26 protein-coding genes are annotated in these 25,152 nt (G+C 65.1%); 10 read left to right on the forward strand and 16 right to left on the reverse strand.

The window, feature by feature from the left end:
* Nucleotides 1-3 precede the first annotated feature (3 nt).
* Nucleotides 4-942 carry a type 1 glutamine amidotransferase domain-containing protein gene (locus KSS93_RS13025; protein WP_217888597.1) on the reverse strand — a complete coding sequence of 313 codons (939 nt, stop codon included), beginning with the start codon at nt 940-942 and terminating at the stop codon, nt 4-6.
* Here KSS93_RS13025 and KSS93_RS13030 point away from each other — a divergent pair.
* The gene (locus KSS93_RS13030) at nt 941-1,849 is read left to right on the forward strand and encodes a LysR family transcriptional regulator (protein WP_217888598.1); all 909 of its coding nucleotides are present in this window, start codon (nt 941-943) and stop codon (nt 1,847-1,849) included. The two genes, KSS93_RS13025 and KSS93_RS13030, sit on opposite strands and share 2 nt — an antisense overlap.
* A 24-nt stretch (nt 1,850-1,873) precedes the next feature.
* On the opposite strand, the gene KSS93_RS13035 is transcribed toward KSS93_RS13030, so the two are convergent.
* Entirely contained in the window at nt 1,874-2,794 is a 921-nt protein-coding gene (locus tag KSS93_RS13035) for a LysR family transcriptional regulator (protein WP_217888599.1), read from the reverse strand.
* 140 nt (nt 2,795-2,934) lie between these two features.
* Here KSS93_RS13035 and KSS93_RS13040 point away from each other — a divergent pair, with 140 nt between their 5' ends.
* The 3 genes from KSS93_RS13040 (at nt 2,935) to KSS93_RS13050 (ending at nt 4,322) form a co-directional block, all read left to right on the forward strand.
* Complete coding sequence (locus KSS93_RS13040; RefSeq protein WP_217888600.1) at nt 2,935-3,327, forward strand: Rid family hydrolase; 393 nt, start codon at nt 2,935-2,937, stop codon at nt 3,325-3,327.
* Between the two features lie 150 nt (nt 3,328-3,477).
* Nucleotides 3,478-4,035, forward strand: a complete 558-nt coding sequence (locus KSS93_RS13045) for a GNAT family N-acetyltransferase (protein WP_217888601.1) — start codon at nt 3,478-3,480, stop codon at nt 4,033-4,035.
* 74 nt (nt 4,036-4,109) lie between these two features.
* Nucleotides 4,110-4,322 (forward strand): hypothetical protein, encoded by a 213-nt coding sequence (locus KSS93_RS13050; protein WP_217888602.1) that lies wholly within the window; start codon nt 4,110-4,112, stop codon nt 4,320-4,322.
* Here the strand turns inward: KSS93_RS13050 and KSS93_RS13055 are convergent.
* From KSS93_RS13055 to KSS93_RS13075, 5 genes are all read right to left on the reverse strand, one after another.
* The gene (locus tag KSS93_RS13055; RefSeq protein WP_217888603.1) at nt 4,311-4,763 is read right to left on the reverse strand and encodes a GNAT family N-acetyltransferase; all 453 of its coding nucleotides are present in this window, start codon (nt 4,761-4,763) and stop codon (nt 4,311-4,313) included. The genes KSS93_RS13050 and KSS93_RS13055 overlap by 12 nt on opposite strands.
* A 101-nt stretch (nt 4,764-4,864) precedes the next feature.
* Nucleotides 4,865-5,794, reverse strand: coding sequence for a LysR family transcriptional regulator (locus tag KSS93_RS13060; RefSeq protein WP_217888604.1), 930 nt, complete (start codon nt 5,792-5,794; stop codon nt 4,865-4,867).
* Between the two features lie 17 nt (nt 5,795-5,811).
* Nucleotides 5,812-6,321 (reverse strand): flavin reductase family protein, encoded by a 510-nt coding sequence (locus KSS93_RS13065; protein ID WP_217888605.1) that lies wholly within the window; start codon nt 6,319-6,321, stop codon nt 5,812-5,814.
* A 25-nt stretch (nt 6,322-6,346) separates the two neighbouring features.
* Nucleotides 6,347-7,378 carry a methionine synthase gene (locus KSS93_RS13070; protein WP_217888606.1) on the reverse strand — a complete coding sequence of 344 codons (1,032 nt, stop codon included), beginning with the start codon at nt 7,376-7,378 and terminating at the stop codon, nt 6,347-6,349.
* A gap of 26 nt (nt 7,379-7,404) precedes the next feature.
* Nucleotides 7,405-8,388, reverse strand: coding sequence for a DUF1852 domain-containing protein (locus KSS93_RS13075; RefSeq protein WP_217888728.1), 984 nt, complete (start codon nt 8,386-8,388; stop codon nt 7,405-7,407).
* A 210-nt stretch (nt 8,389-8,598) separates the two neighbouring features.
* Between KSS93_RS13075 and KSS93_RS13080 the strand changes: the two genes are divergently transcribed.
* Entirely contained in the window at nt 8,599-9,231 is a 633-nt protein-coding gene (locus KSS93_RS13080; protein WP_217888607.1) for an HAD family hydrolase, read from the forward strand.
* 285 nt (nt 9,232-9,516) lie between these two features.
* Here the strand turns inward: KSS93_RS13080 and KSS93_RS13085 are convergent, their stop codons facing one another.
* Entirely contained in the window at nt 9,517-10,410 is an 894-nt protein-coding gene (locus KSS93_RS13085; RefSeq protein WP_217888608.1) for a LysR family transcriptional regulator, read from the reverse strand.
* A 172-nt stretch (nt 10,411-10,582) separates the two neighbouring features.
* Here KSS93_RS13085 and KSS93_RS13090 point away from each other — a divergent pair, with 172 nt between their 5' ends.
* From KSS93_RS13090 to KSS93_RS13105, 4 genes are all read left to right on the forward strand, one after another.
* Entirely contained in the window at nt 10,583-11,896 is a 1,314-nt protein-coding gene (locus tag KSS93_RS13090; RefSeq protein ID WP_217888609.1) for a dicarboxylate/amino acid:cation symporter, read from the forward strand.
* 34 nt (nt 11,897-11,930) lie between these two features.
* Nucleotides 11,931-12,842: a L(+)-tartrate dehydratase subunit alpha gene (gene ttdA, locus KSS93_RS13095; protein WP_225917342.1), complete on the forward strand. Its 912-nt coding sequence runs from the start codon at nt 11,931-11,933 to the stop codon at nt 12,840-12,842.
* Nucleotides 12,843-12,850: 8 nt separating this feature from the next.
* Entirely contained in the window at nt 12,851-13,459 is a 609-nt protein-coding gene (ttdB, locus tag KSS93_RS13100; RefSeq protein ID WP_217843567.1) for a L(+)-tartrate dehydratase subunit beta, read from the forward strand.
* 149 nt (nt 13,460-13,608) lie between these two features.
* Nucleotides 13,609-14,517: a LysR family transcriptional regulator gene (locus tag KSS93_RS13105; RefSeq protein ID WP_217888611.1), complete on the forward strand. Its 909-nt coding sequence runs from the start codon at nt 13,609-13,611 to the stop codon at nt 14,515-14,517.
* Here KSS93_RS13105 and KSS93_RS13110 read toward each other — a convergent pair.
* Nucleotides 14,503-15,273: a substrate-binding domain-containing protein gene (locus tag KSS93_RS13110; RefSeq protein WP_217888612.1), complete on the reverse strand. Its 771-nt coding sequence runs from the start codon at nt 15,271-15,273 to the stop codon at nt 14,503-14,505. The two genes, KSS93_RS13105 and KSS93_RS13110, sit on opposite strands and share 15 nt — an antisense overlap.
* Nucleotides 15,274-15,397: 124 nt before the next feature.
* Nucleotides 15,398-16,696, reverse strand: a complete 1,299-nt coding sequence (locus KSS93_RS13115) for an MFS transporter (RefSeq protein WP_217888613.1) — start codon at nt 16,694-16,696, stop codon at nt 15,398-15,400.
* A gap of 196 nt (nt 16,697-16,892) precedes the next feature.
* On the opposite strand from KSS93_RS13115, the gene KSS93_RS13120 reads away from it, so the two are divergent.
* The gene (locus KSS93_RS13120; RefSeq protein ID WP_217888614.1) at nt 16,893-17,315 is read left to right on the forward strand and encodes a DUF6508 domain-containing protein; all 423 of its coding nucleotides are present in this window, start codon (nt 16,893-16,895) and stop codon (nt 17,313-17,315) included.
* 212 nt (nt 17,316-17,527) lie between these two features.
* On the opposite strand, the gene KSS93_RS13125 is transcribed toward KSS93_RS13120, so the two are convergent.
* The 6 genes from KSS93_RS13125 to KSS93_RS13150 form a co-directional block, all read right to left on the reverse strand.
* Complete coding sequence (locus tag KSS93_RS13125; protein WP_217888615.1) at nt 17,528-18,187, reverse strand: phytanoyl-CoA dioxygenase family protein; 660 nt, start codon at nt 18,185-18,187, stop codon at nt 17,528-17,530.
* Nucleotides 18,188-18,303: 116 nt separating this feature from the next.
* Nucleotides 18,304-18,888: a biliverdin-producing heme oxygenase gene (locus KSS93_RS13130; protein ID WP_217888616.1), complete on the reverse strand. Its 585-nt coding sequence runs from the start codon at nt 18,886-18,888 to the stop codon at nt 18,304-18,306.
* A 333-nt stretch (nt 18,889-19,221) separates the two neighbouring features.
* Complete coding sequence (locus KSS93_RS13135) at nt 19,222-21,363, reverse strand: HlyD family efflux transporter periplasmic adaptor subunit (protein ID WP_217888617.1); 2,142 nt, start codon at nt 21,361-21,363, stop codon at nt 19,222-19,224.
* The gene (locus tag KSS93_RS13140) at nt 21,363-22,718 is read right to left on the reverse strand and encodes an efflux RND transporter periplasmic adaptor subunit (RefSeq protein ID WP_217888618.1); all 1,356 of its coding nucleotides are present in this window, start codon (nt 22,716-22,718) and stop codon (nt 21,363-21,365) included. Before KSS93_RS13140 ends, KSS93_RS13135 begins: the two co-directional genes overlap by 1 nt.
* Entirely contained in the window at nt 22,715-23,470 is a 756-nt protein-coding gene (locus tag KSS93_RS13145; RefSeq protein WP_217842918.1) for an efflux RND transporter periplasmic adaptor subunit, read from the reverse strand. Before KSS93_RS13145 ends, KSS93_RS13140 begins: the two co-directional genes overlap by 4 nt.
* Nucleotides 23,460-25,145 carry a TolC family protein gene (locus tag KSS93_RS13150; protein ID WP_217888619.1) on the reverse strand — a complete coding sequence of 562 codons (1,686 nt, stop codon included), beginning with the start codon at nt 25,143-25,145 and terminating at the stop codon, nt 23,460-23,462. The genes KSS93_RS13145 and KSS93_RS13150 overlap by 11 nt, the downstream gene beginning before the upstream one ends.
* Nucleotides 25,146-25,152: the final 7 nt, after the last annotated feature.

Here is a 25,152-nt window from a genome sequence, read left to right on the forward strand (position 1 = left end):
CGCTCACCCGGCCTTGTTTTGCAGGGCATTGACCAGGGCCCGGCCAAGCGCGGTTGCAGAGGCAGGGTTCTGGCCTGTGATCAGTCGCCCATCCACCACCACCCGGCTTTCGAAGATCGGCGCTTCTTCGAACGTGGCGCCGGCCTTTTTCAGCGCGCCCTCAAGCTCGAACGGAACGATGTTGTCGTAGTGCCGGGCGATCTCTTCCTCGGCGGTAAAGCCCGTCAGCCGGCGCCCAGCGACAAGAGGGCGCCCATTGCCGAGCTTCACATCCAGAAGCCCTGCCGGGCCGTGGCAGACCGCGCTGACAATGCCTGTTTGCTCGTAGATCCGGCGCACGATATTGCTGAGCTCAGGGTTATTGACGAAGTCCCACATGGGGCCATGGCCACCCACCAGCAACACTGCGCCGTACAGCGACGGGTCGACGTTGGAGAGTTTGATGGTGTTGCCAAGCTTGTTGCGGTGCTGCGGGTTGGTCCAGAAGTTCAGGCTGGCTTGATCCTTCAGGTCGAAACCGTCGAACGGCGCCAAACCGCCCCGCGGGCTGGCAAGGTCGAAATCGATACCGCTTTGATCAAAAACTTCTACCGGGTGAGTGAGCTCCGGAAACCAGAACCCGCCCACCTGGTTTTCGGTTTTCTTGTCCAGGCTCGACACCACGATCAGCACTTTTTCGCGCTTGGCGTTCTGTTCGGCGAGCGCTGCAGGCGCACCTGCGACGAGGGCGAAAACGGCAACGGCAAGCCCGATGATTTGCTTGGCAGCAGACATGTCACTTCCTTGGGTTGATAAAGACGGGCCCAACTCTAGGCGCCCGGCCCAGCAGGAGTAACTGGCCGCAAGCGAATGCACTATTTGGAAAAACAGCTTAATCGGGCAGGATTGGCTTGAAATAAACGGCGATAATCTGTCGCTCCAGCCCTTCAAGAAGCCGCCCATGAGCATGAACCACGCCCAAAGCTTTGATGGCCTGCCCGAGTTCCTGGCTGTGGCCAGGCGCTTGAGCGTAACCAAAGCCGCGCTCGACCTTGACCGTTCGGCAGGCTCGGTAAGCCAGGCCGTGCAAAGGCTGGAGCTGCGCCTGGGCACGCCGTTGTTTCACCGCACGACGCGCAAAGTGTGCTTGACCGAGGCAGGCCAGGCGTTGCTGGAGAAAGTCGCCCCGGCGGCCCTGGCCATCGCCGCCGGCCTTGAAGATGCAGCGCAATCGGCGCAGGCGCCATCCGGTACGCTGCGCTTGATCGTCGAGCGCCTTGCACTACCGCATGTCATCGAGCCTGTGTTGCCGGCGTTTCGACTGGCCTGGCCAAATATCAACGTGGAGATTACCGTCAGCAACCGTCACGAGAATTTCGTTTCCGAAGGGTATGACGCCGGCATTTCGATTGGTTCATACATCGCCCAGGACATGATTGCCGTGCGGCTTTGCAAGCCTTACCAGTGGGCGGTGTTTGGCTCGCCGGCTTACTTCAAGGCGCATGGCAGGCCCCAGATGACCGGCGACCTGACACGGCATGAGTGCATCCGTTTTCGCAGGCCCGAGAAGGGTGATATCTACCGTTGGGAATTCACGGAGAACGGCTCGACGGTGCGCATCGACCCGGTGGGGGCCGTTACGGTCAACGACGGCGAGCTGATGCGCAGCCTGGCGGTAAAAGGGGTAGGGCTGATCTACTCGTCCACCTTCCATACCTCGCGCGAACTGGCGGCGGGAACACTTGAGCCCGTATTGCTCGATTGTTCGCCAGGCAGTGACGGGTTGTTCTTGTACTTCTCGAAAACGGCCAGAAACCAACCGAAGCTCAGGGCGTTCATCGACCTATGCCATCGGCTGCTGGCGCCGTGACGCGCTTGGCGCAAGCACAGCCGCTCAATGCCCTGTCGACACCGGCGCATGCTCGGCCATCAATTCGATAATCCAGTCGATAAACACCCGCACCTTGGCGCTGACATGGCGGTTGGGCGGGAATGCCAGGTACATCGGCATCGGTGGCATGTGCCAGCCTTCGAACTGCGCTACCAACTCGCCGCTGGCCAGGTGCGGTTTGGCCATGTACTGCGGCAACCACAGCAGGCCCAGGCCCGCCAGGCCGGCGGCAAGGTAGGCGTTGCCGTCATCGACGGTTAGTTGCGGGTGGCCCTGGGCCTCCACGCGCTCCTGGCCCCGCTGCATCGTGTAAGGCAGGGTTTTGCCCGTGCGAAACCATAGAAACCCCACAGTCTTGTGCCGCCCCTCTTGCAGTTCGCGGGGGTGCTCCGGCGTACCGAAGTGCTGCAGATAGCCGGGCGCGGCATACATGCCGAGTTGCAGGTCGCCCACATGCCTGGCCACCAGGGACTGGTCGGTGATCTCGCCGCCGCGCACCACGCAGTCGACGTTTTCCCCAACGATATCGACGATGCGATCGCTCACTCCCAGGGTCAGCTGGATTTCCGGATAACGTGCAAAGAACCCCGGCAAGGCGGGTATCAGCAGCATGCGCGCCAGGGGGCTGGGCACATCCACCCGCAGCCGCCCGCGCGGTGCCAGCGAGGCGCTGGACACGCTGGTTTCGGCATCGTCCATGTCGGCCAGCAGGCGGACCACGCGTTCGTAGTAGGCCGCGCCGTCGGCGGTCACGTTGACCCTGCGCGTGGTGCGGTTGAGCAGGCGCACCCGCAGCCGCGCTTCCAGTTGCTGGACCAGCTGGGTCACGGTGGTCTTGCTCATGTGCAGGGTGGCTGCCGCCTTGGTGAAACTGCCGGTCTCCACCACCCGGGCAAACGCCTGCATTGCATCGAAACGGTCCATTGCACGCCTCATTCGCCTCCGGATTGTTTGGATTATACAAACAGTCATGGCCAGGGCTGCCCGTTTATCCAGGCCTTTGGCCTTTTTAAAGTGGCTTTACCCAAGACACCGGGCCGTGATGGCCCAGCACGAGGTAAGCCATGCCCAGCAAACGTGATGTTGTATTCCCGCCTGAGCGCCATGCGTTGTACGAGCTGCACCGCTACTCGCCGGCGATTCGCTCCAACGGTTTTTTGTTCGTCTCTGGCCAGGTCGGTAGCCGCAAGGATGGCTCGGCCGAGCCGGACCTGGCGGCGCAGGTGCGCAAGGCCTTCGCCAACCTCAACGCGATCCTGGCCGCGGCCGGCAGCAGTTTCGAGGATGTGGTGGATACCACAATCTTCATGGTCGACCCCGACGCCAAGTTCGAGACCATCTGGGAGGTGGCGGCCGAGTATTGGGGCGAGGCGCCTTACCCGACGGTGACGGCTATTGGCGTGACCTGGCTGTCGGGGTTCGACTTCGAGATCAAGGTGATTGCGAAGCTGTCGTGACAGTGCCGGCGATGTGGCCGGGCCTGCAAACCGAACCGCAGGCCACTGGCCAGGCTCCACACCAGCAGGCTGGCAACACCGCCTGACAACCTCGACACACAGCCATCGATCGCAGATCATCGCCAAGCAAGGATGCTCAGGAGCGACGCCATGGATTGCCTGCCCACACTGTTCACCGACCGTCTCATGCTTACCCCGCTGCAACTGGACGATGCACCGGCTATTCAGGCCCTGTTCCCGCAATGGGAGGTGGTGCGCTACCTCGACCGCCGCGTGCCCTGGCCGTACCCGGACGACGGCGCATTGGTTTATGTGCGCGACATGGCCCTGCCGGCGATGGCGGCGGGCCGTGAATGGCACTGGATGATCCGCCTGCGCGATGAAGGCGAGCGCATCATCGGTAGCATCAGTTTGTATGACCAACCCGGTAACAACCGGGGCTTCTGGCTGGCACCGCAGTGGTGGGGCAGGGGGTATATGCGCGAGGCCTGCCGGGTGATCAACGGGTATTGGTTCGAGACCTTGGTGCGGCCTGTCATGGCGGTGCCCAAGGCCGTTGCCAACCACGCTTCGCGCAAGGTTTCAGAGCATGAGGGCATGCGCAGGGCGGGGGTGAGGGACGGGCAGTTTGTCTCGGGGGCGATGCAGGTCGAGACCTGGGAGATGACGCGCAGTGAGTGGCTCGGCAGCGCTGGTGGTCGCGGCTAAAGTGCCGGAGCGCCGTCCGGTCGAGATGGGCTGCGCAGCAGCCTCGGCCTTTACAGCATCGCCGACATGGCCGTGTGTGGCCGTGGTATCCCGGCAGCCTGATGGGCGTGTACTGCGCCGACGAGTTCCTGCAGGTGGAGCAGTATACCCACCTGCTGCGCTGGTACCACGCCATCGCTGCGCGCCCGGCGGTGGCCCGGGGCAGGGTGGCCAACCGCACTTCGGGGGCGCCGGGCGAGGGCTTGCGCGAGCGTCATGATGCGGCGGGCTTTGCCTCACTGAGCTGAGCCTCGGCGCTTCTCGAAGCGCACATCCCGGGCGTCTACCGCGCCGCTTGCCAGCCACCCGTGGCGGCGATAGAAGCCGTTGGCGCGGGTTGCCTCGTCGCCGTCGGTAATCAGGTGGATCGACGCGTGGTGCTGGAACAGCGCCTGCTCCGCCTGCTGCAGCAGCAGGCGGCCGATGCCCCGGGCTTCGAAGTTCGGGCGGATGAACAGGGCGAACAGCTCCCCTTCGTCGAGGTCCACCATGGCGAAGCCGACGGCCTGCCGGTCGGTTTCGGCGACCCAGGCACAGGGGGCGGCGTTGATGGCGTCGGCCAAGGTCTGGGCGGTGATGCCCAGCGCGTGCAGTTGCTCGCGGGAGAGGTGGTTCTGTTGCACGCTGGTGCGGATGTCGAACAGCAGTTCGATGTCGTCAGCAGTGGCAGGGCGCAGGGTGGTGGCCATGGGGAATTCCTTGTTGTCGGGTGGTGGGCCGTCCAGGCACGTGCAGAGCGTAGCTAAAGCTTGTTCGAGCGGGCTCCTACAGGTTCGGCGCTGACTCTATCTCAGCCAACCCCCTGCGAAACCGCATTCACGCCCTCCAGGGTCGCGAACGAAATGTCCTTGGCGGTCAGCAAGAAATCACTCATGTAGGGCACCTCGAGCATGTCGCTGCGCACCGCCGCGTACAGCGTGGCCTGCAAGCCGGTTTCACCCAGGCGCCTGACCAGCACATAACCGCGCGAACTGTACTCATGCACCGCCCAGTTCGGCAGGCAGCACACACCACGGCCGCTGGCCACCAGTTGCATCATCATGATGGTCATTTCGGCGGTGCGTACCTGGGCCGGCTCGATGTCGGCCGGGTCGAGGAAGCGGGTGAAGATATCCAGCCGGTTGCGCTCAATGGGGTAGGTGATCAAGGTTTGCCCGGCAAGGTCGGCAGGTGTCAGGCAGGCTTTGTCGCGCAGCGCGTGATGCTTGTCGATGGCCAGCATCGCCTCGTAGCCGAACAGCGGTACGTAGGTGATCCCTGGCAAATCCACCGGGTCGGAGGTCACCACCAGGTCGAGGTCGCCGCGCTCCAGGGCCGGCAGCGGGGCGAACGACACACCGGATGCAAGGTCCAGCTCCACCGCAGGCCAAGCACTGCGAAACTCATCCAGCGAGGGCATCAGCCATTGGTAGCAACTGTGGCACTCGATGGCGATATGCAAGCGGTCGGCCGCACCACTTATCAGCCGGCTGAGGTTGCGCTCGGTGCTGCGGATCTGCGGCAGCACCTGGTCGGCCAGTTGCAGCAGCTTCAGGCCTGCGGTGGTGAAGCGCACTGGTTTGGATTTACGCACGAACACCGGCATGCCGATGCGGTTTTCCAGCTCGCGAAACTGGTGCGACAACGCCGACTGCGTCAGGTGCAGGCGCTCGGCCGCATCCGGCAGGCTGTCGGTTTCGCGCAGGGCATGCAGCGTGCGCAGGTGTCTCAAGTCGATCATGGGTAGCGGGCTGGCCCTCAAGGCGCGTCTTGCGCGGCGAGGTTGCAGTATTGTCCTTTGAAGTACAGCAAGGGTTGGGCTGCCGTCGTTTGCTCAACGTTCAGCGCTTTCACTTCACCGATCACGATCAGGTGGTCACCGGCGGCGTGTTCGGCGTGGATCTCGCAGTCCAGCCAGTGCAGGCTGCCGGCAATCAGCGGGTTGCCCAGCGGCGATGCCTGCCACTGCACGCCCTGCCACTTGTCCGTGCCCCTGCGGGCGAACTGGTTGGAAACACCAACCTGTTCGCCAGACAGGATGTTCACCGCAAAGCGGCCTGCCTTGCGTATCGCCGGGTAGCTGGCCGAGCTGGACATCACGCTGAACGACACCAGCGGCGGGCTCATCGACACGCTGTAAAACGACTGGCAGGTAAAGCCAAGCGGCTGCCCATCGATGAGCGAGGTGATCACCGTGATACCGGATGCGTAGTGCCCGAGGGCTTCGCGAAAATGCGACGGCTCTATGGCCAGGCTGGAACGTGACATGGTCGGACCTTCGGGTGGCGTGTCTTCAACGGGCCAGCAGTTCGCGGCGCACGATCTCTGCACCGGCGCTCAGGGCCTGCAACTTGCCGCGGGCCACCTGGCGGGGCAGGGGGGCCATGCCGCAGTTGGTGCACGGGTAGAGCTTGTCGGCATCCACGAACTGCAGGGCCTTGCGCAGGGTGGCGGCGACTTCCTCGGGGGTTTCGACGGCATGGTTGGCCACGTCGATCGCACCGACCATCACCTTCTTGCCGCGGATGAGTTCGATCAGCTCCATCGGCACATGGGAGTTGTGGCATTCCAGCGAGACGATATCGATGCTGGATTTCTGCAGCTTCGGGAAGGCCTCTTCATACTGGCGCCACTCTGAGCCCAGGGTCTTTTTCCAGTCGGTGTTGGCCTTGATGCCGTAGCCGTAGCAGATATGCACGGCGGTTTCGCACTTGAGGCCTTCGATGGCGCGTTCCAGGGTGGCGACGCCCCACTCGTTCACTTCATCGAAGAACACGTTGAAGGCGGGCTCGTCGAACTGGATGATATCGACCCCGGCAGCTTCCAGCTCCCTGGCCTCCTGGTTGAGAATCTTGGCGAACTCCCAGGCGAGTTTTTCGCGGCTTTTGTAATGGTTGTCGTACAGCGTATCGATCATGGTCATCGGGCCAGGCAGGGCCCACTTGATCGGCTGGTCGGTTTGCCCGCGCAGGAACCTGGCGTCCTCGACGAACACCGGTTTCGGCCGGGCAACAGCCCCCACCACGGTCGGTACGCTTGCGTCGTAGCGGTCGCGAATTCTGACGGTTTCGCGCTTTTCGAAATCAACGCCGCTCAAGTGCTCGACAAAGGTGGTGACGAAGTGTTGGCGGGTTTGCTCGCCATCACTGACGATATCAATACCGGCGTGCTGCTGTTCTTGCAGCGCCAGGCGCAGGGCATCTTGTTTGCCTTCGAGCAGAACTTCGTCTTGCAACTTCCAGGGCGACCAAAGGGTTTCGGGTTGTGCCAGCCAGGACGGTTTCGGCAAGCTGCCGGCAGTGGAAGTGGGGAGCAGTTTTTTCATGGGGTGGCCTTATTATTCCGGGCGGTTCAGGCTGCGTATCGGGCGGACCATTGCTCAAGTATCGAGTGGTAAGGCTTGATAAAGTGTTCTTCGGCAAACTTGCCCTGCTCGATGGCCAGCCGGCTGCGCTCCTCGCGGTCGTAGACAATGCGGGTCAATGAATAGTCTTGATGCTGCAGGCTGGGCTGGTAGCACTTCCCGGCGGCAGAGTTGGCATTGTAGATTTCCGGGCGGTAGATCTTCTGGAAAGTGTCCATGGTGCTGATGGTGCTGATCAGTTCCAGGTCGGTGTAGTCACCCAGCAAATCGCCGGAAAAATAAAACGCCAGCGGCGCAACACTGTTCGGCGGCATGAAGTAACGCACCTTCAGGCCCATTTTTTCGAAGTATTCGTCGGTCAGCGAATAGGCATCCTGCTGGTATTCAAAGCCCAGCACCGGGTGCTGGTTGGCCGTGCGCTGATAGGTCTTGCTGCTCGACACGCTCAGGCAAATGACCGGCGGTTTGGCGAAGTGAGCGTGATACGTGGCTGAATTGACGAAGCGTTTGAACAGCTTGCCATGCAGCTCGCCAAAGTGCTCCGGGGTACTGAACGCAGGTTGGTTTTGATTGTGTTCCAGCAGCCGCACGCTGAAGTCATAGTCGCGTACGTAGGATGAAAAGTTATTACCCAGCATGCCTGGAATACGCGTGCCGGTATTGCGGTCGATAATCTGTGTTTTCAAGAGCTCGATCAGCGGCAGGCTGTCATCACGGCTGCCGGTACTGATAGTCATTGCCACCGAAATGATTTCCAGCGCGACGCTGTAACGCTCGCCCTTGGGGTTGTCCCAATGCGCCAAGGCATTGAAGCGGTTGTTAATCATCTGCAAGGTGTTGCGCAAGTTTTGCTGGCGGTTCGCGCCCCTCGCCAAGTTGGCGAAGTTGGTGGTGATGCGGGTATTTTCGGCCGGCTGATAATCCTCGTCGAAGCGAATGCTTTTGATGGAAAAATCAAAGTCCTTGTTCATCATGGCAGTGCGCTCCACTTGAATATTCATCAGCTCAAACAATGGGGCGCAGTGTAGGTTGAGGGGTACTCGGGGGGAACTGAATTGATTTCACAGAACCTTTAGCCCTGTTCATGCGGGGGGGGCAGCATCACGCCAAAGTCGGACGTGGCGCAGCATTCAGGTAAGCTCAACCCCCGCCTCACACTTCACCCGCAAAGGAGCTGCCCCATGCAAAACACGATCGACACAGTGGTCTTCGACCTGGGCGGTGTGTTGGTCGACTGGAACCCGCGCCACCTGTACCGCAAGCTCTTTGCCGGCGATGAAGCTGCCATGGAGGCGTTCCTGGCAAACGTCTGCAATGCGGCCTGGAACGAACGCCAGGACCGCGGCCGGCCATGGTCCCAGGCCATCGCCGAAGCCATCGCCGCACACCCCGGCCACAAGCCCCACATTCGCGCCTACCGCGAGCGCTGGGACGAAATGCTCGCCGGCGCGCTCGACGGCACCGTGCAGGTGCTGGACGAGTTGCATGGCGCAGGTGTCAGGCTGATCGCCCTGACCAACTGGTCGGCGGAGACCTTTCACTACGCTGAGGCGCGCTTCGCGTTCCTGAAGCAGTTCGAGGGCATCCTGGTCTCCGGCCAGGAGGGCTTGATGAAGCCTGAGCCGGAAATCTTCCAGTTGCTGCTGAACCGCTACGGGCTCAGTGCGCCAAGCACGCTGTTCATTGATGACGTGCAGAAGAACGTCGATGTGGCGGTGGAGCAGGGCATGCAGGCCATTCGTTTCATTGACCCTGTGCAGTTGCGCGCTGCCTTGCACGGGCTTGGCCTCCCGGTGGCCCAGGCGCGCGGATGAACGACGGCAGGCGGCTGATGCCGAAGCGCGCCGAGGCCCCTGTGGGAGCAACTGTCTTGCTGATGATCTTGAAGCGGGCGTGATTCCTGTGGGAAGCGGCCTTGTGTCGCGATGGGCTGCGCAGCAGCCCCCGGAACTGAGCATCACGCAAAATTGCCGGGGGCTGCTGCGCAGCCCATCGCGACACAAGGCCGCTTCCCACAGGGCCGCGGTGCATCTGCGGAGACTAGTTTCCTGTGCGACAGCGCAGCCCGACGGGCGGGCTGATCTCCTACAGCGCCTGGTTCACACCCCCTGACGGAAAAACCCGCGCAAATGCTCGACGAAAAACGCCACCTTCGCCGACAGGTTCAAGCGCTCCAGGTACACCGCATAAATATCCGCAGGCGGCGTCTGCCAGTCCGCCAGCACCTCCACCAGCCGCCCGCTCTGCAGGTGCTGGTGCAGGTTCCACTCGGCGCGCATCAGGATGCCCTGGTCGTCCAGCGCCCAGTTCAGCGCCACCTCGCCATCGTTGGTGCTCAGCCGCCCGGCCACCTTCACCGTCTCGCTCTGCTTGCCGCGGCTGAACCGCCACAGCCCGAACGCCGCGTCGTTCTGGCGCAGCACGATGCAGTCGTGCTGCGCCAGGTCCTTCGGTGCCTGGGGCGTGCCGAACGCGGCAAGGTAGGCCGGGGTGGCGCACAGCCGCCGGCGGTTGGCGGCGATGCGGCGGGCAATCAGCCGTGAGTCGGGCAGCTCGCCAAAGCGGATGGCCACATCGATGGCATCGTCCGGCAGGTTGATCGGCCGGTCGCTCAGGTGCAGTTGCACCTCCACCTCCGGGTAGCGCCGGGCGAACGAGGCGATGGCCGGGGCCACGTGGGTGCGGCCAAAACCCAGCGGCGCATTGACCCGCAGCAAGCCCTTGGGCTCGGCCCGGCTGCTGGATACCTGGCGCTCCATCTCTTCGATTTCTTCAAGAATGCGCCGGGCGTTGACCAGGTAGGTCTCGCCCTCGGCGGTCAGGCTGATGCTGCGGGTGGTGCGGTTGAGCAGGCGCACGCCCAGGCGCTGCTCCAGCTGGGCCAGGCGCTTGGAAACCGCAGGCGGGGTGAGGTTCAGCTCCCGGGCTGTGGCGGCAAGGCTGCCCACGCGCACCAGCTGGGTGAAGAAGGCCAGTTCCGACACCGGGTTCATTGGTAACTCCAGGGAAACAATGATGTGAATTCGATTGTATTACAGCAATCCAGAAAAACCATTAACGTTCGCTTGCCTGATTAACCACAAAAAAACCGGGCTATTCAGCTGCCTGCCTGGCAAGCCCGCACCGCCACTCAATCCGACCCACAACAATAATTCGGAGACGGCAATGGCCAAGCGCTACCTTGGAAAACTCTACGTACAAGTGCTCATCGGGGTGACCCTGGGCATCCTGCTCGGGCTGTTCTGGCCCCACATCGGCGTCGACCTCAAGCCCTTGGGCGATGCCTTCATCAAACTGATCAAGATGGTCTTCGCCCCGGTGATCTTCGCCACCGTGGTGCTGGGCATCGCCAAGATGGAAAACATGAAAGAGCTCGGCCGTGTCGGCTCGCGAGCGTTGATTTATTTTGAAGTGTTGTCCACCTTCGCCCTGGTGCTCGGGCTGCTGGTGGTCAACCTGGTGCAGCCGGGGCAGGGCATGAACGTCGATGCCGCCACCCTCGACATCAAGAGCATCGAGACCTATACCGCAGCCGCCGCGCAGGGCACTGGTGGCTTCACCGACTTCTTGCTGCAGGTGATTCCGGCCAGCGTCACCGACGCCCTGGCCAAGAACAACATCCTGCAGATCCTGTTGTTCTCGACCCTGTTCGGCATCGCCCTGGCGCACCTCGGCCCGCGCGGCAAGCCTGTGGTGGACGTGCTCGAAAGCTTCTCCCACGGCATGTTCCACATTGTCGGCATGGTCATGCGCCTGGCGCCGCTGGCCGCCTGCGGGGCGATGGCTTTCACCGTCGGCAAGTACGGCCTGGGCTCGATCGTCTCGCTGGGCAAGCTGGTCGCCACCATGTACCTGACCTGCTTCATGTTCGTGGTGATTGTGCTGGGCTTCATCGCACGCCTGTCGGGCTTCAGCCTGTGGAAGTTCCTCAAGTACCTCAAAGAAGAGCTGTTCACCGTGCTCGGCACCAGCTCGTCGGAGTCGGTAGTGCCGCAGCTGATGACCAAGCTGGAGCGGGCCGGGGTATCCAAACCCGTGGTTGGCCTGGTGATCCCCTCGGGGCTGACCTTCAACCCCGATGGCCAGTGCATCTACTACACCATGGCCGCGATCTTCATCGCCCAGGCCACCAACACCCCGCTCAGCCTGATGGACCAACTGATCGTGCTCGGCGTGCTGCTGCTCACCTCCAAGGGCTCGGCCGGGGTCACCGGCTCTGGCTTCATCACCTTGGCCGCCACCCTGGCGACCATGGACAAGATCCCGGTGGCCGGCATGGTCCTGTTGCTGGGGGTGGACCGCTTCATGTCCGAGGCCCGTGCCATCACCAACACCATCGGCAACGCCGTCGGCACCGTGGCCATCGCCCGCTGGGTCGGCGCCCTCGACCAGCAGCGCCTGCACCAGGTGCTCGACGGCCAGCCCGAACCACAGCCCGAACCGCCGGCCAGCGCGCCAGCCCTTACCCGTAACGCCTGACCAACGCCTTGTGATGCAAAGAGGAGATAACAACGTGGAAACCACACTCGACAAAGACGCCGCCGTAGACAACCTCACCGACGTGCTGGCCAAGTTCACCGCCTACATCGGCAAGCGCCTGCCCAGGGACGTGAAGGCCAAGACCGCCAAGCTGCGCGCCGCCGAAACCAACCCGCTGGCCATCGCCGTGTACGACTCGATGGCCGACAACCAGGAATACGCCGACAAGCTCAACCGCCCCAGCTGCCAGGACACCGGGGTGATCCAGTACTTCATCAGCGCCGGCGCGCGCTTCCCGCTGCTGGGCGAGATGGAGGGCATCCTCGAAAACGCCACCAAGGAAGCCACCGTGCACGGGCCGCTGCGCCACAACGCGGTAGAGACCTTCATCGAGAAGAACACCGGAACCAACACCGGCTCGAAGATCCCGTGGCTGGATTGGGAAATCATCCCCGACGCCGACTACGCCATCGTCGATGTGTACATGGCCGGTGGCGGCTGCACCTTGCCGGGCTCGGCCAAGGTGCTGATGCCGGGGCAGGGCTACGAAGGGGTGACCGAGTTCGTCTTCGACGTGATCACCTCGCGCGGGGTCAACGCCTGCCCGCCGCTGTTGGTGGGTGTGGGGGTTTCGACCTCGGTGGAAACCGCGGCGCGCCTGTCGAAAAAGGCCATCTTGCGTGAGGTGGACTCCAGCCACCCCAACGAAAGCGCGGCCATGATGGAGAAGCTGCTGGAAGAGGGCCTGAACGAAATCGGCATCGGCCCCCAGGGCCTGACCGGCAACAGCAGCGTGATGGGGGTGAACATCGAGTCTTCGGCGCGCCACCCCTCGACCATCGGCGTGGCCGTGTCCACCGGCTGCTGGGCGCACCGGCGCGGCAAGATCCGCATCAATGCCGACCTGACCTACGACATCCTTTCCCACGAAGGTGTGACCCTGTGAACAGCCCTGTGAAAAAAATCATCAACACCCCCATCAGCGACGAAGACCTGGCCGGCCTGAACGTAGGCGATGTGGTCTACCTCACCGGCCAACTGGTGACCTGCCGCGACGTGGCCCACCGCCGCCTCATCGAGCTCGGCCGCGAGCTGCCGGTAGACCTGCGCGGCGGCGCGATCTTCCACGCCGGCCCCATCGTCAAGAAGAAGGACGACGGCAGTTTCGAGATGGTCTCCATCGGCCCCACCACCAGCATGCGCATGGAAAAGTTCGAAAAGCAGTTCATCGAGCAGACCGGCGTCAAGCTGATCGTCGGCAAGGGCGGCATGGGCCCGGAAACCACCACCGGCTGCCTTGAGAACAAGGCCGTGCACGCGGTGTTCCCCGGAGGCTGTGCGGTACTGGCGGCCACCCAGGTGGAGGAGATCGAGCGCGCCGAATGGCAGGACCTGGGCATGCCCGAAACCCTCTGGGTGAACCGCGTGCGCGAGTTCGGGCCGCTGATCATCTCGATCGACACCAAGGGCAACAACCTGTTCGAGCAGAACAAGGCCCGCTTCAATGAACGCAAAGGTGCGGTGATCGAGAAGATCAACAGCCAGGTGCGCTTTATCAAGTAAGCCTGTAGGAGCGGCCTTGTGCCGCGAAAGGGGCCGCTCCTACAGGGATTTCGCTCGCTTCATCATCCCAACTCGCCACGCTGGCCTCACCGGCCCGATCGAAATACCATTGATGCACATTTTCGATCAAACCCACGGGGGCCACTGCGGTGAGCATCAACTTCGACCTCAACGACCTGCAGGCCTTCCGCGCCGTGGTCGAGCAAGGCAGCTTTCGCCGCGCCGCCGACGCCATCCGCATCACTCAGTCAGCCTTGAGCCGGCGTATCGAAAAGCTCGAGTCGGCGCTGGGCGTCAAACTGCTCGAACGCACCACCCGCAAGGTTTCGCTGACCAACGTCGGGCGCGCCTTCCTGCCGCAAGTCGAGCGGCTGCTCGACGACCTCGACCTGGCCCTGCTCAGCGTCGGTGACGGCGGCGCGCTGCGCACCGGCAGCCTGACCATCGCCTGCGTGCCTTCGGCCGCCTATTACTTCATGCCCGATGCCATCCGCAGCTTCCACGGCCAGTACCCGCGCATCAAAATCCACCTGTTCGACGCCTCGGCCAACGAAGTCAGTGCTGCAGTCGCTTCAGGCGAGGCGGATTTCGGCCTGAGTTTTACCGGCAACCTGGCGCCGGAAATCGAATTCAGCCCGCTGCTGGAGGAACGCTACGTGATGGCGTGTCGCAAGGACCACCCGCTGGCCGGGCAGGCGCAGGTGACCTGGGCGCAGGTGTGCGAGCACGACTTCATCACCCTGGGGCGCTCGTCGGGTAACCGGCTGGTGCTGGACCGGGCGCTGGCCGGCGTTACGGCGGGCCGCGAGAGCGTGTGCGAGGCGCGCCATGTGACCACGGTGCTGGGCCTGGTGGAGGCGGGGTTGGGGGTGGCGGCGGTGCCGTCGATCGCCATGCCGGGGCCGGCGCACCTGGTGTTGACCCAGGTGCCGCTGGTGGAGCCCGAGGTGCGCCGGCAGATGGGCCTGCTCAAGCGCCGCGGGCGTACCTTGACACCGGCGGCGCTGGAGATGGAGCGGTTGATCCGCGAGTTGCCCGGCACCTTAGCGCGGAACTGAATCCAGCCCGGTGGCGCGCACGTCGTTCTGCACGGCAGGGGAGGCCAGGTAGTCGAGCAGTTGCTTCGCCTCGGCCGGGTGCTCGGCGCCGGTGGGGATGCCGGCAGCGAAGCGGGTGACCGATTGCAGTTCTTCCGGCAGCTTGCCCACATAAGTCACGCCCGGCACCGGCAGCAACTCCGCGACCTGCTGCAGGCCAACCTGGTACTGCCCCCTGGCCACTTCACCGGCCACCGGCACGCGCTCGACCATGGTGCTCTTGGCGGCAAGCTGCGGCTGGATGCCCAGCTTGCTGAACAACTCGTTCTGCACGTAAACGCCGCTGGCGCTGTCGGAGTAGGCCACCGATTTTGCCGCCAGCAGGGTCTTTTTCAGCTCGGCGGCGGTGCCGATGGCCGGCTTGGGCTGGCCCTGTTTCACCACCAGGCCGATGCGCGAGTCGGCCAGTTCCACCCGCGAGGCGGGGTCGACCTTGCCCTGCTTGATCAGCTCGTCCAGGGCATAGCCGACCATGATCACCACGTCGGCGTGTTCGCCCCGGGCCAGGCGGTTGGGGATGGCCTGCGGCGCCTTGCCCATGGACGGGCCGAGCACGGTGGTCAGGGTATCGCCGCTGCGCGCCGCGTACTGCGGGCCGAGGCGCTGGTAGGCGGCGGTGAAGCCGCCGGAGGTCATCACGGTCAGCTCGGCGGCCTGGGCCAGGCCGCAACAGGCGGCCAGGGCGAGGGTGAGCAGGGGTTTGAAAGAGTGCGGCATGGGCATGTCCTTTGAAGGGGGCTAGTTTTCTGTAGGAGCCGGCTTGCCGGCGATGCAGGCGGCGCGGTGGCTGGCACCGGCTTTGCCGGTGATCGCCGGCAAGCCGGCTCCTACAGGGAAGGCATCACGCGGTGACAGGGGCCTTGGTGGCCAACCGGCGATACAGCACAAAGGTCGCGCAGAACGCGCACAGCGCGGCGAACATCAGCCAATACGCCGGGGCCGCTTTATCGCCGGTCTCGTGAATCAGCCAGGTGGAAATCGCCGGGGTGAACCCGCCGAACACCGCCGTTGCCAGGCTGTAGGCCAGGGAGAAGCCCGCCACCCGCACCTGCACCGGCATGATTTCGGTCAGCGCCGGGATCATCGCGCCGTTGTACAGGCCATACAGGAACGAGAACCACAGCAGCACTTCAAGCATGTGCCCGAAGCTCGGCGCCTGGGCCAGGAACGACAGCGCAGGGTAAGCGCTCAGCACGGTCAGCGCCGACATCGCCACCAGCAGCGGCTTGCGCCCGTAGCGGTCGCTGAGGATGCCGCCGATCGGCAGCCAGGCGAAGTTCGACACGCCCACCAGCAAGGTGACGATCAACGCATCGCTGGTGCTCAGTTGCAGCACGGTCTTGCCGAAGGTCGGCGCGTACACGGTGATCATGTAGAACGCCGTCGTGGTCATGGCCACCATCAGCATGCCCAGCAGCACTACGCCGGCGTTGGCGAACAGGGTGGCGAGCACTTCTTTCATGTTCGGGCGGTGCTTGCGTGCGCTGAACTCTTCGGTTTCCTGCAGGTTGCGGCGCAAGATGAAGATCATCGGGATGATCAGGCAGCCCAGGGCAAACGGCACGCGCCAGCCCCAGTCGGCGATTTCGGCCGCTGTCAGCCACTGGTTCAGGCCAAAGCCCAGGGCTGCGGCGACGACAATCGCCACCTGCTGGCTGGCGGACTGCCAGCTGGCATAGAAGCCCTTGCGCCCGGGGGTGGCCATTTCGGCCAGGTACACCGACACGCCACCCAGCTCGGCACCAGCCGAGAAGCCTTGCAGCAGGCGCCCCAGCAACACCAGCGCCGGCGCCCACAGGCCGATGCTGGCGTAGCCGGGCACCAGCACGATCAACAATGTACCGCAGGCCATGATCGCCAGGGTCACGATCAGGCCCTTGCGCCGGCCTACGTCGTCGATATAGGCGCCCAGCAGCACCGCGCCCAGCGGGCGCATCAAAAAGCCCGCGCCAAAGGCGGCGAAGGTCATCATCAGCGAGGCGAATTCGTTGGCGGCAGGGAAGAAGGCAGCGGCAATGTGGGTGGCATAGAAGCCGAACAGGAAGAAGTCGAACTGTTCGAGGAAGTTCCCGGAAGTAACCCGGAACACCCGACTGGCCTTGGAGGTGCCCGCAGGCGCCGGATGGGTAGGCAGACTCATGGTGTATCTCCAGCGTTTTTTAAAATTTGTAAGTGCTTGTTACGCAGATTCTCGACCAAAGTGGCGTTGAGGATAATCGTTGTTTTCTCATCAATTGATGCGCATATGCGATCAATCCATGGGCGAGGGTGGTATTGGCGGGCGGACTCGGGCATAACACCGGCCTGGGTTTTCAGCGGTAAGGAACGGTCAAGCGATGGGTTTTCTAAAGCGGGTAAAGGGGCTTTTTGCCAAGCCCGAAGTGGCGCCTCGGGCATGGCCGGGGCCGGCAGAAATCGACGAATTGCTGGGTTACCTGCCGCTGCTGTACCCGGGCGGGTTGGCGATCCGTACCAGCGAAGTGCACGGCGATAACCCGTGGCCTGTGTACCTGCCGGTGGTGACGGACTTCTTTGCCGTGCTTGCGCGTGATTGCTGGCAGGACCTGGGCTACAGCATCGAGGCCGGGCATGCTGTGCGCGATGACCCTGCACGCCTCGACCAGGCGGACTTGGCCCAACTGCGCCGCCAGCTCACCTATTGCTGCCGGGGAGAGCGGTTTTGCGACGGCCACTGGCGCGCGATGATCGAACAGGGGCATGTGCTGCGGATTCTGCGGCGGCTGGAGCAGTTGCGTTAGCAGGCCTGGCCCCTGCAGGTACAACACAGCCCGGAAGGTTATACGGTCATGTGGGAAGCGGCCTTGTGTCGCGATGGGCTGCGCAGCAGCCCCGGCAATTTCGAATAGGGCTTAGAGCTTGGGGCCGCTTCGCAGCCCATCGCGACACAAGGCCGCTTCCCACAGGGCTTAGCGCAATCACCCGCTATGTGCCGCAGGCAATACAAGAATGCCTAGACCGGCTCGAACCGTTCACAGGTATTCATCCGCACCCCGCGCAACTTTGCCGTGCGCTGATGCATGGCATGCAGCCCCTCGGCGAAGTAGCCGACCAGCAGCGTACGCCGCCGCCCGCCGTCGATATTCAGGCTGCCGCCGTGCACCAGGTCGACGTCGAACACCAGTACATCCCCGGCACGCCCGTTCAATTGCACGGCCCCGGACTCATCGGCGAAATCGAACGCAGGCTCGCCCGGCTTGGGCCTGTGGCTCGCCGGCACGATGCGCGTGGCGCCATTGCCCGGCCCGTAGTCGTCCAGGTACACCAGCGCCGTAACGCTATCCCCTGGGCGCTCAACCGACAGGTCACGGTGCAACTGCTGGTGGCCACCACCGGCCAGCGGCTCGCGGCCTTCTACCTGTGCCAGGAAAAAGCGCTCGCCGATCAGCGCGCCCACCACCTCCAATAGCGCCGGCAGGCGGCACAGGGCCTGCACGGTGGGGTCGTGGTCCAGTTGCGAATGGCGCCAGTCCTGGCCACGCGGTGCGGGCCACTGGTCGGAGGGGAGGTAGTGGGTGTCGAAGGTGTGGCGCAGGGTGTCGAGCCACTCGGGCGGGACCGCCCCGCGCAGCAGGGCATAGCCGTTTTGGTGCAGGTGGTCGCGGTCGATCATGGCAGGCCCGGAGGGTTGGTGGCATCGGGCCATGGTAGAGCGGCGGCAGAGGCAGGTAAACCTGTGGGAGCAATTGTCTTGGGTCGCCTGCACAGGCCCCAGGCAAACCCGCAGGCTCAGAAGCTCGCCTTCAGCGCCTTGCGGTAAAAATCGAACGCATCCCGCGCGCCCTGGATGGCGGCGTGCTTCTGTGCATCGGTGATATCCAGCCCGTCCAGCAGGGCAACGAATTGGCGCCAGTGCAGGCCGCGCCCGTCCGGGTGGGCGGCCAGGTGGCGGGCGCCGTGGCTTTCGCTCAGGCCGATCAGCTGGCTTTGCTTGAACAAAAACGCCGCACCCAGGTTGGAGCCTTCGCTGCAGTACAGCCAGCCGATGGCGTGCCAGGCATCCGGCGGCTGCACGGCCTCAGGCTTGGCCGGCACGGCCAGGCCCAGGTCGCGCAGGTCGACGCACACTGCCTGGTAGCGCGGCAGTTCGCGCAGGCCCGGCAGCAGCAGGTTCAGTTGCGCCTGTTCATACAGCGCGTCAATGGCACCGTGAAAGGTGTGCTGCAGGCGCAGGAAGCAGCCATAGCGCTCCAGGCTTTCGAACGGGCGGGCGCCCATCACCAGGTTGTCGACGCTGTCGTGGTCGCTGCTGGAGCCGGCTTTGAGTTGCTTGCTCAGGGGCAGTTCGGGGCTGGCTTGGAGAATCGCGTTCATGGTCAGGTTCCGGGCAATTTCAGGTTGCCAGCATGATGGTCAGCGCCAGCGTACAGGACAATTGGCGGTTCATTAAGAATGCTTAACTCGCTGCGTGTCGCGGTCCTTGCCGGCTCTCAATAGAACAAACTACAACGTATTGATTTAACACGGTCCCTGTGGGAAGCGGTCTTGTGTCGCGATGGGCTGCGCAGCAGCCCCGGCAATTCTGCATGAGGCCGAGACCTTGGGGCCGCTTTGCGGCCCATCGCGACACAAGGCCGCTTCCCACAGAGACCGTGGCGCATCTGCGAGATCAGTTCTCTGCGCGACAGCGCAGCCCGAAGGGCTGGGTTAAAAGGCCGACTCGCGAATCACCACCACCAGCGCCCGGCGCAGTGCCTGCAGCAGCGGGCTGCGGGCGCTGCCGGTGATGATAGCCGTGCCGCGCAAGGTCGTCAGGTCGCCGTCAAGCTGGCCCACTGGGCTGAGCAACACCCGGTACAGCGCCTGCTCGGGCTCGGGCACCTGCTGCTGGTCGAGCTTGGCGGCGATCGCGCCCTGGTACACCGAGGCCAGCTCCGGCGCCGAGGTGAGCTTGCGGGTGGCGGTCTGGCTGATGTCGTCCACTTTCAGCCGCAGCCGCGCGCGGCCGGCGTCCTCGGGCACGAACCAGGCCTCGGCGCCGGCCTGCAGGCGCTCGCGGTCGGCCTCGGTGACGAAGGCTTCCACCCGCAGCTTGCGCTCATCCACCAGGGTGCCCAGCCACTCGCCCGCCGGCAGCCATTCGCCCGCAGCCAGCGGCTCGGCCAGGTCGGCCAGACGCCCGGCAAAGGGCGCGCGCACCTGCAACTGGGCCAGCTGGTCGTGCAGTGCCTGGCGCCGTTGCAGGGCAATGCGCAGTTCATCCTGGGCCACGGCCTGGCGTGCTGCCCCTTCGCTGGCGCGCACCTGCAGGCTGCCTTGCTGGCGCAGCAGGGCGATTTCCTGCTCGAGCCGCGCCAGGTCATGGGCCAGCTGCGGCGAGCTTAAGCGGAACAACGGCTGGCCGGCCTGCACCGGCTCGCCGGGGCGCGCCTCGATGGCCTGCAACTGGGCGTCGGCCGGGGTTACCAGAATGGCCTGGCGCTCGGCCCGCAGCAGCGCCGGGGCATCGATGCGGCTGCTCCACGGCAGTACCGCCAGGGTCAGGCCCACGGCCAGCAGGCCGGCGCTCATCAGGGTGTTGCGGTTCATGCGGTAGTCCTTGCGGCGTTGGTGCCAGTGGCGCAGCTCCTGCCAGATCGGCCGCAGGATGAAGTGCACGATCTCGACCAGAAACAGCAGCACGCCGAGCAGCTTGAAGGCGAAGTGATAGACCAGCAGGGCGATGCCCATGAACAGGAAGAAGCGGTACACCCAGGTGGCGAAGGCATAGCCCAGCAGCACCCGGTGCAGCCAGGGCTCGAAATACTCCGGGCGCGGGTCGCCCAGCCCGAACAGCGCCTCGCGAAGGCGCCAGCGCGCCAGGGCGAAGGCGCGCTCCTGCAGGTTGGGCACATCCAGCAGGTCGGCGAACAAAAAATACCCGTCAAAGCGCATCAGCGGGTTGAGGTTCACCGCCAGGGTGAGAATCCAGGTGGTGCTGGCCAGCATGAATGCAGCGCTGCGCAGCGGGCCGTCGGGCAAGAAGCTCCAGGCCAGGGTGGCCCAGGCCGCCAGGCACAGCTCCACGCCCATGCCGGCGGCGCCGATGGCCAGGCGCTGATGGCGCCGGGACAGGCGCCAGGCACCGCTGGCGTCGGTGTACAGCACCGGCCACAGCACCAGAAAGGCCACCCCCATGGTCGGCACCCGGCAGCCGAAATGCTTGCACGCATAAGCGTGGCCGAACTCGTGCAGCACCTTGCTCAGGCTCAAGGTGCAGGCCGCCAGCAGCGCGCCTTCCAGGCTGAAGAAGTGCAGGAAGGTGTGGGTGAAGCTGTCCCACTGGCGGGCCGCCAGGTACAACCCCAGCAGCGCGGCCAGCAGGGTGGCGATGACGAAGCCCTGGCCGAACACCTGGCGCACCCGGGGCAGGGTGCGGGTCAAGAACGCATCCGGGCGCAGCAGCGGGATGCGGATCGACAAGTAGTTCTTCATCAGCCAGCCGGCCCAGCCGGTGGCCCCGGCCTCGCTGCGCTGGCGCAGCTCGTCCATGGCCGTTTCGCCGGCCACGTCCACCAGTTGCTGGGCCCGCAGAAACTGCGCGAACTGCTCCACCTCCTGGCTTTGCATGGCCAGGGTGGTGGACTGGCTGACGGCCGAGGCCACCGCCTCGGCGCTGCCCTTGGGCCAGTGGCTGAGCATTTCGGCCTCGGGCCAGCCGATGCGGTAGAAGCGCCCGCGCGCCGGGTCTTCGAGGGTCCAGCTGGGCGAGCCGTCCCGCGAACGCGGGCCCGGGTGCAGGCGTAGGCTGCGGCGCAGAACCGGCAGGCGTGCCTGGCCGGGTGGCAGGGGCAGGGCAGCTGCGTCCATCACCACCCCAGGTACACACGGGCTGCGGCCAGCGGCCGGCGCAGCAGGTAGTTGAACAGCAAGGTGCGTTCGCCATACAGCTTGGCGGTGCCTTTCAGGCCCACCCGCAGGCGCGCATCGTCTTCGCTGAAGGCCGCTTGCAGGCGGTAGGCCATGGTCCCGTCGCTACCCGGTGTGGCGCGGTAGCCGTGGCGCTGCAGGGTGGCCAGCAGCGGGCTGCCGGGCTGGCTGTTGAGGAACAGGCGCACCTGGGCGCCGGGCGCCAGGGCAATGGCGTCGGCCACCGGCAGCTGCACCTCCAGGCGTGCATCGTGGGGGTCGGCCACCTGCATGATGCGCTCGCCCAGTGACACCGGGCGGCCGATCCAGTCGCTGGGGTCGTCGAAAATCGCCACGCCGTCGCGCGGGGCCAGCATCAACGAACGCTCAAGGTTGCCGTCCAGGTAATCGACATCGGCGCGGGCCTGGTCGCGGCGGGTCTGCAATTCGGCCAGTTGGGCCTTGGCGCGTTCATCGAACAGCGCCTGCTGGCGTGCCTGGCGCAACTGCGCCTCGGCGGCGGTGAGGGTTTGCCGGGCGCTTTCCAGGCGGCTGTCCAGCTCGCGGCGGTCCAGTTGCACCAGTGGCTCGCCCTGGCGCACGGCCTGGTTGGGCTGCACCAGAATGCGCTCGACCACCGCCTGCAACGGTGCGCGCAGTACCGCCGGGTCCCGGGCGACGATCTCGCCGGGTGCGAGCACGCTCTGGCGCACCGGTAGCACGGCCAGCACCAGCAGTGCTGCAGCGATGGCCAGCACGGCCTTGCGCGGGCGATGGCGCAGGCGCTGCAAAAGGGGTGGGCGGCGGCTGCCTTGCAGGCCGGCCCAGGCGTGGGCGCCGGCGTCTTGCAGCAGTTGCAGCAGGGCCAGCTCGGCGGTGCCGGGGGCGCGCTGGCAACTGAACAGCAGCGCCCCCAGCCACTGCCCGTCGCGCCGGCGCAGGGGCAGCCACAATAGCTGCGCGGCCAGGTATTCCGGCCACTGGCTGCGCTCTTGCGCTGGCGCATCGGCGCTGCTAAGTACCCGCGTTTCACCCGCCCAGGGCTGGGTTTGCCAGTGCTCGCACAGGCGCCCCAGCCACAGCACGAAAGGCGCGTTGGCCTCGACCTGGGACAACCCCGAGCAGTGGCTTACCCCCGCGCCGTCGGCCTGCCACAGCAGGGCCTCTTGATAGTCGAACAGCTGGCGGGTGTCGTTGACCAGCAAGAAGCCAAGGCCGCTGAGGTCGGCTTCGCCACGCACCCGCCGCTCCAGTTGCAGCAGCAGCGCCATGCGCTCGGCACGCTTGTCCCGCGCGGGCGTCACGGCAGCGTTCACGAACCGGCCCCCGGCGGCGCCAGTAGCGCCACGCCGCTCATGCCCGGCAGCAGCGCCGAGGTGTCGCCGGTGATGCGCGCGAACACCTTAAGCGACTGGCTGACCGGGTCGATGGCCGCGCCCAGGCGTTCAACCTGTGCGCTATAGCGCTGGCCGGTCTCGTCCAGTTGCACCGCAAAGGCCTGGCCGGGCTTGAGCCAGCCCAGCCAGCTGGAGGGCACGATCAGCTCCAGCTGGTACACGCTGTCGTCATAGATGGCCAGCAGCTCGGTGCCTTCGGCCACGTGCTGCCAGCGCTGCACCATGCGCTGCGATACGCGCCCGGCAAACGGCGCGTTGAGCGTGCAGCGCCCGAGCATGGCCCGGCCCACGCCGCTCTCGGCCTGGGCAATGGCCATGTCGGCGCGGGCCTGGGTGACCTCGCTCTGGCTGATCGACTCCAGCGCATCGAGCTTGCGCGCCACTTCGAGCTTTTTCTGCGCCCCGGCCAGCGCCGCCTGGCTGCGGCTGAGCTGGGCTTTTTGCACCGAGCAGTCGAACGCCGCCAGGCGCTGGCCCTGCTTGAACGTGTCGCCTTCCTTCACGTCCAGCTCCACCAGCTTGCCGCCGATCTCGCTGGACAGCACGGTCTGGCGGATCGGGCTGAGCTGCACGCGCAGCTCGCCGTTGTCACCTTCGGCCTGGGCGCGTTCGGCGGCCACCGCCACCAGGATCGCCAGCACGGCGGCCCACTTGCGTTGCCTAGCGGCCATTGGCGTGCTCCACCGGTACCAGCTCGGCACCGCGCAGCGAACCGAGGCTGTCCCACATGTCCAGGCGCACCACTTGCTGGCGCGGCGCCGGTGGCGGGGCGAGTGGGGCCGGTGCTGCCAGCGGCTTGGCGTAGGCCAGTTGCTGCGCGGCGGCAACGCCGGCCGGTACGCTGCCCTGGCCCTGGTTCAGGCGCACGCTGTTGGCGGCGATGGCCTGGCTCAACTGGGCGATGCCGGCACCGGCGATGCGCTCGGGCAAAGGGTCCAGCCCGGCGGCCTGGTACACCGCGCCATGAGCCACCTGCAGCTCGGCGTAGGCGCGGTCGCGGGTGCGCGTGGCCAGCACGGTTTCGGTGGCGGTGCGTACCCGCTCCAGGCGGCTTTGCGCCTGGCTGGCGTAGGCCCGCTCGCTTTGCTGGTAGATGCCGCGCTGTACCTGTTGCAGCTCGCTCGAGCGCTCGTACACCTGGCTGGAACGCTGGAACTCGCGCCAGGCCACGTTCACCTGGGTCAGCACGGCCATGCGCATGGCCTGGCGGCGCAGCTCGGCCAGTTGCTGGCGGCTCTCGCCGGTTTTTTTCACGGTGGGGTAGGCCAGCACGTTGAGCAGGTTCCAGCTCACCTGCATGCCAGCGTCAGCCCAGTGGTCGTTGACCAGAAAGCTGTTGCTGTCGTAGTTGCCGCCGACGAACAGGTTGGCCCCTGGCAGCAGCTTGAGCAATGCCGCGCGCGATTCCAGCACGGCATTGCGCGCCTGGTAACTTTCGCTGCGGATTTCCGGGCGCTGGATCATCGAGGTGACTTCCAGGTCGGCCAGGTTGTATGCCAGGGCCGGGCGCGCGTAGCTGCTTTCGGCGGGCGCGGCCAGGCTGAAGGCGGTGTTCGGCGGCAGGTTCATGAGGCTTGCCAGGCGCGCCTTGGCCACCGACAGCTCGCCGTCCACCACCTCCAGCTGGCGGATCATCTCCAGCAGGCTCTTCTGGTAGCGCAGCGAATCGATCGGCGCCTGCAAGCGCTGGCGCTCGCCCTCGCGGGCCTGCTCCAGGGCGCCACGGGCATCGCTCAGGGCTTGCTGCACCTGGGGTTGCAGGCGCTCGGCGCCGGCCGCCTGCCAGTAGGCTTCGCGCACCTGCTGGACGATGTCGGCCACCACCTTGCGCCGGGTTTCCTCGGCGGCCAGCACCTTGTTGGCCTGGGCCTTGGCGCTGAAGTAGCTGACGCCGAAATCGAGCACGTTCCACGACAGGCGCAGGCTGGCATCGCGGCTGCTGCGGTCGCTGCTGGTGGAGGGCTCCAGCGACTGCTGGCCGGTGGTTACCGATTCGCTGGACGAACCTGCCACGTTGTCGCGCCCGCGCCAGCCGGCGTTGGCTGCCAGCTGCGGCAGCAGGCTCAGGTTGGCGCCGCTCAGGGTGTTGTCTTCCAGCTGGCGCTGCATCAGGCCCACGCGCTGCTGCAGGTTGTACTTCACGGCGCGGGCCATGGCTTCTTCCAGACTGATCGGCCGGGTCACCGGCTCTTGCGCGGCGAACATGCTCTGGCGGTCGGCGTCGGACTCGGCCAGGCGCTGCTCGGTGCTCATCGGCTCGGGCTTCACGGCGCAGGCCGACAGGCCCAGGATGGCGCAGGCGATGGCCAGGCGCAGGGAGACGCGGTTGAAAGTCGTGCGGGTCATTTGGTCA

It is taken from the genome of Pseudomonas xanthosomatis (assembly GCF_019139835.1).
Classification (GTDB): Bacteria; Pseudomonadota; Gammaproteobacteria; order Pseudomonadales; family Pseudomonadaceae; genus Aquipseudomonas; species Aquipseudomonas fakonensis.

Excerpts from the sequence above, each read along its gene's own strand:
- KSS93_RS13030 (WP_217888598.1), top strand. The coding sequence starts at position 941 with ATGAGCATGAACCACGCCCAAAGCTTTGATGGCCTGCCCGAGTTCCTG.
- KSS93_RS13025 (WP_217888597.1), bottom strand. The coding sequence starts at position 942 with ATGGGCGGCTTCTTGAAGGGCTGGAGCGACAGATTATCGCCGTTTATT.
- KSS93_RS13035 (WP_217888599.1), bottom strand. The coding sequence starts at position 2,794 with ATGGACCGTTTCGATGCAATGCAGGCGTTTGCCCGGGTGGTGGAGACC.
- KSS93_RS13040 (WP_217888600.1), top strand. The coding sequence starts at position 2,935 with ATGCCCAGCAAACGTGATGTTGTATTCCCGCCTGAGCGCCATGCGTTG.
- KSS93_RS13045 (WP_217888601.1), top strand. The coding sequence starts at position 3,478 with ATGGATTGCCTGCCCACACTGTTCACCGACCGTCTCATGCTTACCCCG.
- KSS93_RS13055 (WP_217888603.1), bottom strand. The coding sequence starts at position 4,763 with ATGGCCACCACCCTGCGCCCTGCCACTGCTGACGACATCGAACTGCTG.
- KSS93_RS13060 (WP_217888604.1), bottom strand. The coding sequence starts at position 5,794 with ATGATCGACTTGAGACACCTGCGCACGCTGCATGCCCTGCGCGAAACC.
- KSS93_RS13065 (WP_217888605.1), bottom strand. The coding sequence starts at position 6,321 with ATGTCACGTTCCAGCCTGGCCATAGAGCCGTCGCATTTTCGCGAAGCC.
- KSS93_RS13070 (WP_217888606.1), bottom strand. The coding sequence starts at position 7,378 with ATGAAAAAACTGCTCCCCACTTCCACTGCCGGCAGCTTGCCGAAACCG.
- KSS93_RS13075 (WP_217888728.1), bottom strand. The coding sequence starts at position 8,388 with ATGAACAAGGACTTTGATTTTTCCATCAAAAGCATTCGCTTCGACGAG.
- KSS93_RS13080 (WP_217888607.1), top strand. The coding sequence starts at position 8,599 with ATGCAAAACACGATCGACACAGTGGTCTTCGACCTGGGCGGTGTGTTG.
- KSS93_RS13085 (WP_217888608.1), bottom strand. The coding sequence starts at position 10,410 with ATGAACCCGGTGTCGGAACTGGCCTTCTTCACCCAGCTGGTGCGCGTG.
- KSS93_RS13090 (WP_217888609.1), top strand. The coding sequence starts at position 10,583 with ATGGCCAAGCGCTACCTTGGAAAACTCTACGTACAAGTGCTCATCGGG.
- KSS93_RS13110 (WP_217888612.1), bottom strand. The coding sequence starts at position 15,273 with ATGCCGCACTCTTTCAAACCCCTGCTCACCCTCGCCCTGGCCGCCTGT.
- KSS93_RS13115 (WP_217888613.1), bottom strand. The coding sequence starts at position 16,696 with ATGAGTCTGCCTACCCATCCGGCGCCTGCGGGCACCTCCAAGGCCAGT.
- KSS93_RS13120 (WP_217888614.1), top strand. The coding sequence starts at position 16,893 with ATGGGTTTTCTAAAGCGGGTAAAGGGGCTTTTTGCCAAGCCCGAAGTG.
- KSS93_RS13125 (WP_217888615.1), bottom strand. The coding sequence starts at position 18,187 with ATGATCGACCGCGACCACCTGCACCAAAACGGCTATGCCCTGCTGCGC.
- KSS93_RS13130 (WP_217888616.1), bottom strand. The coding sequence starts at position 18,888 with ATGAACGCGATTCTCCAAGCCAGCCCCGAACTGCCCCTGAGCAAGCAA.
- KSS93_RS13135 (WP_217888617.1), bottom strand. The coding sequence starts at position 21,363 with ATGGACGCAGCTGCCCTGCCCCTGCCACCCGGCCAGGCACGCCTGCCG.
- KSS93_RS13145 (WP_217842918.1), bottom strand. The coding sequence starts at position 23,470 with ATGGCCGCTAGGCAACGCAAGTGGGCCGCCGTGCTGGCGATCCTGGTG.
- KSS93_RS13150 (WP_217888619.1), bottom strand. The coding sequence starts at position 25,145 with ATGACCCGCACGACTTTCAACCGCGTCTCCCTGCGCCTGGCCATCGCC.